The 6,873-nt window shown below is 70.7% G+C and carries 7 protein-coding genes; 3 read left to right on the top strand and 4 right to left on the bottom strand.

All coding sequences use genetic code 11. The features are described 5' to 3' along the window. On the top strand, positions 1-1,138 hold a 1,138-nt coding region (locus AH6_RS36285), incomplete at its 5' end, for a D-alanyl-D-alanine carboxypeptidase family protein (protein ID WP_067489451.1). Positions 1,139-1,258: 120 nt separating this feature from the next. Next, complete coding sequence (locus AH6_RS36280; RefSeq protein ID WP_067489448.1) at positions 1,259-1,666, top strand: nuclear transport factor 2 family protein; 408 nt, start codon at positions 1,259-1,261, stop codon at positions 1,664-1,666. Here AH6_RS36280 and AH6_RS36275 read toward each other — a convergent pair whose 3' ends face one another. From AH6_RS36275 to AH6_RS36260, 4 genes are all read right to left on the bottom strand, one after another. Further along, complete coding sequence (locus AH6_RS36275) at positions 1,667-2,665, bottom strand: YihY/virulence factor BrkB family protein (RefSeq protein ID WP_067489445.1); 999 nt, start codon at positions 2,663-2,665, stop codon at positions 1,667-1,669. Positions 2,666-2,926: 261 nt separating this feature from the next. Beyond that, the gene (locus AH6_RS36270) at positions 2,927-3,445 is read right to left on the bottom strand and encodes a 2'-5' RNA ligase family protein (RefSeq protein WP_067489459.1); all 519 of its coding nucleotides are present in this window, start codon (positions 3,443-3,445) and stop codon (positions 2,927-2,929) included. A gap of 37 nt (positions 3,446-3,482) precedes the next feature. After that, on the bottom strand, positions 3,483-4,541 hold the full coding sequence (gene trpS, locus AH6_RS36265) for a tryptophan--tRNA ligase (protein ID WP_067489442.1): 1,059 nt from the start codon (positions 4,539-4,541) through the stop codon (positions 3,483-3,485). A gap of 18 nt (positions 4,542-4,559) precedes the next feature. After that, the gene (locus AH6_RS36260) at positions 4,560-5,513 is read right to left on the bottom strand and encodes a hemolysin family protein (protein ID WP_067489439.1); all 954 of its coding nucleotides are present in this window, start codon (positions 5,511-5,513) and stop codon (positions 4,560-4,562) included. A 113-nt stretch (positions 5,514-5,626) separates the two neighbouring features. On the opposite strand from AH6_RS36260, the gene AH6_RS36255 reads away from it, so the two are divergent. Next, the gene (locus AH6_RS36255; protein WP_157431937.1) at positions 5,627-6,793 is read left to right on the top strand and encodes a helix-turn-helix transcriptional regulator; all 1,167 of its coding nucleotides are present in this window, start codon (positions 5,627-5,629) and stop codon (positions 6,791-6,793) included. The last annotated feature ends 80 nt before the right edge of the window (positions 6,794-6,873 follow it).

The raw sequence follows: 6,873 nt of genomic DNA, 5'->3' as shown, positions 1-6,873 counted from the left end.
GCCCCCGGCACCGGCGACGGCCGCCGCACGACCCGCCGCCGCGCCCGTCGCGGCCGCGCCCGCCACCGAGCCGGTCGGCGGCCCGCAGCTGGCCGGCAAGGGCACGATCGTCAACGGCGCGCCGGGCGTCCCCGCCGCCCCCAAGATCAAGGCCGCGTCCTACCTGATCGCCGACGGCGACACCGGCGCGGTGCTCGCCGCCAAGGACCCGCACGGCCAGTACCTGCCCGCCAGCACCCTCAAGACGCTCACCACCGTCGCGCTGGTGTCCAAGCTCGACCCCAACCGCCTGGTGCGGCCGAGCCAGGGCGCCTGCGACGTCGAGGGCACCAAGGTCGGCATGACGCCGAAGATGCAGTACAAGGTGTCCGACCTGTTCTACGCGCTGATGATGATGTCGGCCAACGACGCCGCCGTCACCCTCGCCGAGGCCAACGGCGGCATGAAGAAGACGCTCGCCGACATGAACGCCGAGGCTCAGCGGCTGAACGCCCGCGACACCCTGGCCGGATCGCCCAACGGCCTGGACGTCGACCTCGGCCTGAACGTCAAGACCCAGCACACCTCGTCCTACGACCTGGCGCTGATCCTGCGCGAGGGCCTGAAGAACCCCGACTTCCGCAAGTACGTGGAGACCATCGACCACCACTTCCCCGCGCCCCCCACCAAGAAGGAGCGCAAGAAGGGGAAGAAGACCGGCGGCTACCCCATCCACACCCACAACCGGATGTTGCCGGGCCAGGCGCACGCCTACCAGGGCATGATCGGCGGCAAGAACGGCTACACCGTCGCGGCCAGCCAGACCTACGTGGCCGCCGCCAAGCGCGGCGACAAGACCATCGTCATCGCGCTGATGAAGGCCGACAAGCCGCCGTCGCCGTACGCGGCCAAGCTGCTGGACTGGGGGTTCGCCGCGCAGGGCAAGGTCAAGCCGGTCGGCGAGCTGGTGCCGCCGGGCGACGCCCAGCCGAAGGCCGCCGACGACGGCCGCCCCAACAGCCTGCTGCCCCGCGCGCTGACCAGCCCCGACGAGTCCGACCAGAGCTGGCTGCTGATCGGCGGCGGCGCGCTGGGCGTGGCGCTGGCGGCCGCGGTGCTGACGTTCGTGCTGCGCCGTCGCCGGCACACCGGCTCCTGACGGCCGGTAAGGCTTCCCTCACTGGCCTCGTCCCGGCGGGCGGGCTTACCCTCGCGGTGGCGCCCGGTCACCGCGCGCCGCCGCTGGACGGCGGACCGGCGCGCCGCAGGAGGAAGCACCGTGTCCGAACTCCGAGCGCACGAGCATCCGAACGTCGCCCTGCTCCGGGACGGGTACACCGCGTTCGCCAAGGGCGACGTCGGGCTGATCCGCGAACTGCTGTCCGACGACGTGGTGCACCGCGTCCCCGGCCGGGGCCCGCTGTGCGGCGTCTACACCACCGCCGAGGAGGTCCTCGGCTTCTACGTGAAGCTGTTCGAGCTGTCGGACGGCACCTTCCGCACCGAGCCGTACGCCGTCATGGCCGGGGACGACCACGGCGTCGCGCTCGTGCACACCTACGCCGAACGCCCCGGCCGGGTGCTGGCGGGCCGCGCGGTGGACGTGTTCCGCTTCGAGGGCGGCCGTATCGCCGAGATCCGCACTATCGCCGAGGACCAGTACGCCGACGACGCCTTCTGGTCCTGATCAGCCGACCGCGGTCACTCCCCCGCCGTCCGGGCGGGCGCTGACGGTCCGCGCGTCCTCGGCCGCCGGTCCCGTCGCGCCGTTGTCGGCCTTCATGACGACCCGGCGCGTGGCGGTCCAGGCGGCCGCGTACAGGATGAACCGCGACAGGATGTTGATCCACACCATCAGCCCGACCAGCACCGCGAACGAGGCGTACACCGGGTTGCTGGTGGTGCGCGCCAGCAGCAGCGTGGCGATCTGCTTGAGGATCTCGAAGCCGACCGCGCCCACCAGCGCGCCCCGGATGATGCGCCGCCAGGGCGCGCGGGTGCCCGAGAGCCGCGAGAACAGCACCAGGAAGATCAGCGTGTCGAACACGATCGCGACCGTCAGCGACAACAGCCGCAACACGGTGCCCGCGCCGGTGACGTGGTCCAGCCCCAGCCAGCCCAGCACGGCGTTGGTGGCCTGCCCGGTGACGGTGGTGGCCGCCGAGCTGCAGATCAGCATGGCGCCCAGGAACACCAGCACCGCGGCGTCCCAGACCTTCATCAGCAGGAAGTTGACGCCCTCGGCGACCGGCTCGAACCCCCAGATGTCGCGCAACGACTCGCGCAGCACCGCGACCCAGCCGAGCCCGGTCAGCAGCAGACCGGCGGTGCCGATGAGCCCGGCGGCGGCCTTGGACTGCGCGATCTTCTCGATCTGGAGCTGCGCCGACAACCCGGGCAGCAGCGAGTTGATGGCGTCCACGAAGTACTCGCGGGCCTGGTCGCTGACCCCGACCAGGTAGCCGAGCAGCGCGTACGCGAGCGCGAGCAGCGGGAAGAACGACAGGAACCCGTAGGAGGTGAGCGCCGCCGCCAGCCGGTCGCCCCGGCGGTCCTGGTACCGCTCGTAGGCGCGGGCGAGGTGGTCGAACCACTTCCACCGGGCGCGCGCGGCACGCAACAGGCCCTTGGCGGCCTCGGTCGCCGCCTCCACGCGCCGCCCCACGGCGTCGATCACCTTAGCCATGCACGGAGCGTACCGTCACTGGAACTCTCGGCTTTCCTTCTCGGATCGTCGGCGGGGTTCGACCACGCTGGTCCTCGTGGACGGCCCGTCCCTGACGGTCCTGGCGGGCCTGGACACCGGACCGGATGGCCTGCTGGGCGGTACGGGTCCTACCCCTCCCTCACCAGGTGAATCCCGGCGCGTTCGAGAGCCCGGCCGCCGAGCCTTCAGACCTTGCGATCGACGCCCGATCACCACCGCGGCGGCATGATGAATATGGCGTCAGTCGGAGTGGTCGTTGCCGAAGGCGAAGTCGCGTTGGGGGCGCCATACGCCGTCGCAGCCGTGCTCGTACAGCGAGAAGCCCCACACCTCGAACTCGGCGCGGTAGTCGGCCAGTTCCTTGAAGGCCCGGTCCATCGCCTCTTCGGGCAGGTGGTGGGCGACGGTGACGTGCGGGTGGTACGGGAACGACAGCTCGCGTTCCAGCGGGCCCGACACCACCTTGGCGTGGAGGCGCTCGCAGCCGCTGATGCCCTCGGCCAGGGCGATGAACACCACCGGCGACACCGGGCGGAACGTGGCGGTGCCCCGCAACCTGATCCAGAAGCCCCGTTCCGACCGGGCGACCGCACGCAGATGGTCCTCGATGTCCGGCAGGGACGCCGCCGGGACCTCGGTGGGCGGCAGCAGCGTGATGTGCGTGGGGATCGCGTTGGCCAGCGGGTCGCCGAACGACTCGCGCATCGCCTGGAGCGCGTCGCCGTACGGGTCGGGAATGGGGATGGCCACCCCGATCATGCGTGTGACGGGGTGGCCGGGAGCGGCGCCGGATAGGTCAGTCGCCACGTCCCACGAATCCCACCCGATCGCGCACGATCTCCATGGTCCGGGCGGCGACCGCCCCGGCCCGCTCGGCGCCGTGCCGCAGGATCGCGTCCAGGTGCCGTTCGTCGCCCAGCAGCTTCTCGGTGCGCTCCCGGACGGGCGTGAAGGTGTCCAGGACGACCTGGGCCAGGTCCTTCTTGAACTGGCCGTAGCCGCTGCCCGCGTAGCGGGTCTCCAGGTCCGGGATGGGGGTGCCCTCCAGCGCCGAGAAGACGCGCAGCAGGTTGGTGACGCCCGCCTTGTTCTGCTCGTCGTAGCGGACCTCGGTGCCGGTATCGGTGACCGCGCGCATGATCTTCTTGCGCATCGGGCCGGGCTCCTCCAGCACGTCGATGATGCCCTGCGGCGAGGAGGCCGACTTGCTCATCTTGGCGGTCGGCTCCTGGAGATCGGTGATCTTGGCGGCGGCCGCGGGGATGAAGGCGTCGGGGGCCACGAAGGTGTCGCCGAAGCGGTGGTTGAAGCGCTGCGCGAGGTCGCGGGTCAGCTCCAGGTGCTGGCGCTGGTCCTCGCCGACCGGGACGTGGAACACCGGCGCGTTCTCGCCCGGCTCGGGCGTGTAGAGCAGGATGTCGGCGGCCTGCAGGATCGGGTAGGTGAACAGGCCGACGCTGGCGGCCGACGCGCCCTGCTTGGCGGACTTGTCCTTGAACTGCGTCATCCGGCTGGCCTCGCCGAACCCGGTGATGCAGCTCAGCACCCAGGCCAGCTCGGCGTGTTCGGGGACGTGGCTCTGCACGAACAGCGTGGAACGCTCCGGGTCCACGCCCATGGCGAGGAGCTGGGCGGCCGACACGCGGGTGCGGCGGCGCAGCGCGGCCGGGTCGTGCTCCACGGTGATCGCGTGGAGGTCGACCACGCAGTAGAAGGCGTCGTGCGTGTCCTGGAGCGCGACCCACTGCCGCAGCGCGCCCAGGTAGTTGCCGAGGTGGAAGGAGTCGGCGGTGGGCTGGATGCCCGACAGGACGCGGGGCGTTCCGGCGGCGGCGGTTTCGGTCGCTTGGGACATGTGCACGTACCGATTCTCTCAGGCGCTGTTCGTAACGGGTCCGTCCGGGGCGGGCGGGCCCTCTTGCGGTGGGACGTCCCCGCGGGCGGCGGTGTTCGGGCTTGCCTTGGGCGGGGTGACGCGCACGCGGGCGACCCGGCGGCCGTCCATGCGGGCGACCGCCAGGCGGCGTCCGGCGATCTCCACGCGGTCGCCCTCGGCGGGCACGCGGCCGAGGACGGCCATGATGTGGCCGGCGACGGTCTCGTAGGGCCCGGCGGGCAGCCGGAGGCCGGTGGCGGCGGCGAACTCGTCAAGGTTGAGCAGGCCGTCCACCTCCACGACCCCGTCGTGCAGGCGCCGCGCCTGCGCGTCCTGCACATCATATTCGTCGCGGATGTCGCCGATCAGTTCCTCGACCAGGTCCTCCAGCGTGACGATCCCGGCCGTGCCGCCGTACTCATCCATGACGATGGCGAGGTGCACACCCTCCCGCCGCATCTCCGACAGGACGGGGAGGACGCGCTGGGAGGCGGGCAGGTACTTGGCGGGACGAACCAGCTCGCCGACGGGCAGGGAGCGGTCGGCGACCTCGGGGACGAGCAGGTCACGCAGGTGGACGAAGCCGATCACCTCGTCATGGGAGTCGCGGAACACCGGGAAGCGGGAATGGGGGCTGGCGGCGGCGAGACGGGCGGCACTGCTCAGCGGCAGCTCGGCGTCGAGGAAGACGACCTCGGTGCGGGGCACCAGGACCTCGCGCAGGGGCCGCTCCCCGGCCGCGAACACCTCACCGATCAGGGCACGCTCGTCGTCGGTGAGCTGGGTGTTCTCGGCGACGAGGGCACGGACGCGCTCGGCCGACGGCTCCTCGCGCACGGCCTGCGGATCGCAGCCGGACAGCCGCGCCACGAGATCGGCGGTGCGGGTGAGAGCGCGGATGAGGAGCCGCGCGAACCTGCCGGGCTCGCCGGTATCGCCACTGTGCTCCATCCGCCGCCCTCTTCACTCGGGGACCGTCCCCAACGCCTTCCCGTCCCCGAGCCCCCGCAAGCCTGTGAACGGTTCCCTGAGGAACCGTTCGTCCGCTTCTTAGGATGGACGGTATGGGCACGCCGAACCTCGCGGAACGCCTCCGGTCCGTACGCAAGCGGCGAGGTTTTACCCAGCAGGAACTCGCCGCCCTCTCCGGCGTCTCCGTGTCATTGATCCGCAAGCTTGAGCAGGAAGAGCGGAACGACACCCGCTTGGAAACACTGCACAAGCTCGCCAGAGCGCTGCACGTCCCCACGTCCGACCTGCTGGTCGGACGTGAGCAGGAGGAGACCTTTTCCGAAGACTGGAGCCCGGTGCGCGACGCCCTGCTCCAGAAGGACGCTCTTTCCGGGGCCCTGGAGGAGCCGCCGACTCTCCAAGGGGTTCGGCGAGCGCTGGGAGAAGCGATGCCCCTGTTCTCCAGGGATCACTACTCGGAACTGGTACGGGTCCTGCCGCCGCTCGTGCGCGAGGCGGACGCCTTGGGCGAGGAAGGCCGGTCGATCCGCTCCCGGGTTCTGCACCACGCTGGATGGCTGCTCACGCAGACACGCCAGCTGGACGCGGCGGAGCTGGCGCTACGCCGCGCGCTGGACGAGGCCACGGATCACCTGGACGGTGCCGCGGTGGTGAACACCTGGTGCTGGCTGCTGATTCGCCAGGGTGACCTGCGTGGAGCGCTGGACCTCGCCGCCGAGTGGGCGGACGAGGTGGAGCCCCGGATGTCGCGGGCCACCATGGCGGAACTGTCCGTATGGGGCTGGCTGCTGATCCGGCGGAGCGCGGCGGCGGTACGGGACAACCAGCCGGGAGAGGCCGAGGACGCGATCCGGCTGGCCCGTACAGCGGCGGTCGCCATGAACGCGGAGTACACGCCGGAAGGGGACTTCCTGCGTTCGTTCGGGCCACTGACGGTCGCGATGAAGCGCGCCGAGAACGCCATGGTCCAGGATCGCCCCGACCAGGTCATCACGCTGGCGGAGAAGATCCCCTCCCGGGACCTCCGTCCCACCTCCAACAACCGCAACCGCCACCTGCTCGACGTGGCGAAGGCCAGGACACAGCTACGCCAGTACCCAGAGGCGTTCGAGATCTTGCAGGACGTCCGGCGGGACGCGCCCGAATGGATCACGAACCAGCGCTACGCCAAGGACATCCTCGGTGCGATCACGGCCAAGCGGCGCAAGCTGACCCCGGAGATGCGAGAACTGGCCGATTTTCTTGACCTACAGCTCTGAACTGCGAATACACCCCTCTGAGGCACTTCCGAAGGGTGCTCCTGCCAAAAGGACTCCCGACGGTCAGACCATCTGGTTGC

The sequence above is a fragment of the Actinomadura hibisca NBRC 15177 genome, from assembly GCF_001552635.1.
Classification (GTDB): domain Bacteria; phylum Actinomycetota; class Actinomycetes; order Streptosporangiales; family Streptosporangiaceae; genus Spirillospora; species Spirillospora hibisca.
The sequence above is the reverse complement of the archived record's forward strand: the minus strand, read 5'-3'. Positions and strand labels throughout refer to the sequence as shown.

What these genes read in the sequence shown, in the direction of transcription:
- AH6_RS36275 (WP_067489445.1), bottom strand. Translation starts at nt 2,665, where the DNA reads ATGGCTAAGGTGATCGACGCCGTGGGGCGGCGCGTGGAGGCGGCGACC.
- AH6_RS36270 (WP_067489459.1), bottom strand. Translation starts at nt 3,445, where the DNA reads ATGATCGGGGTGGCCATCCCCATTCCCGACCCGTACGGCGACGCGCTC.
- trpS (WP_067489442.1), bottom strand. Translation starts at nt 4,541, where the DNA reads ATGTCCCAAGCGACCGAAACCGCCGCCGCCGGAACGCCCCGCGTCCTG.
- AH6_RS36260 (WP_067489439.1), bottom strand. Translation starts at nt 5,513, where the DNA reads ATGGAGCACAGTGGCGATACCGGCGAGCCCGGCAGGTTCGCGCGGCTC.
- AH6_RS36255 (WP_157431937.1), top strand. Translation starts at nt 5,627, where the DNA reads ATGGGCACGCCGAACCTCGCGGAACGCCTCCGGTCCGTACGCAAGCGG.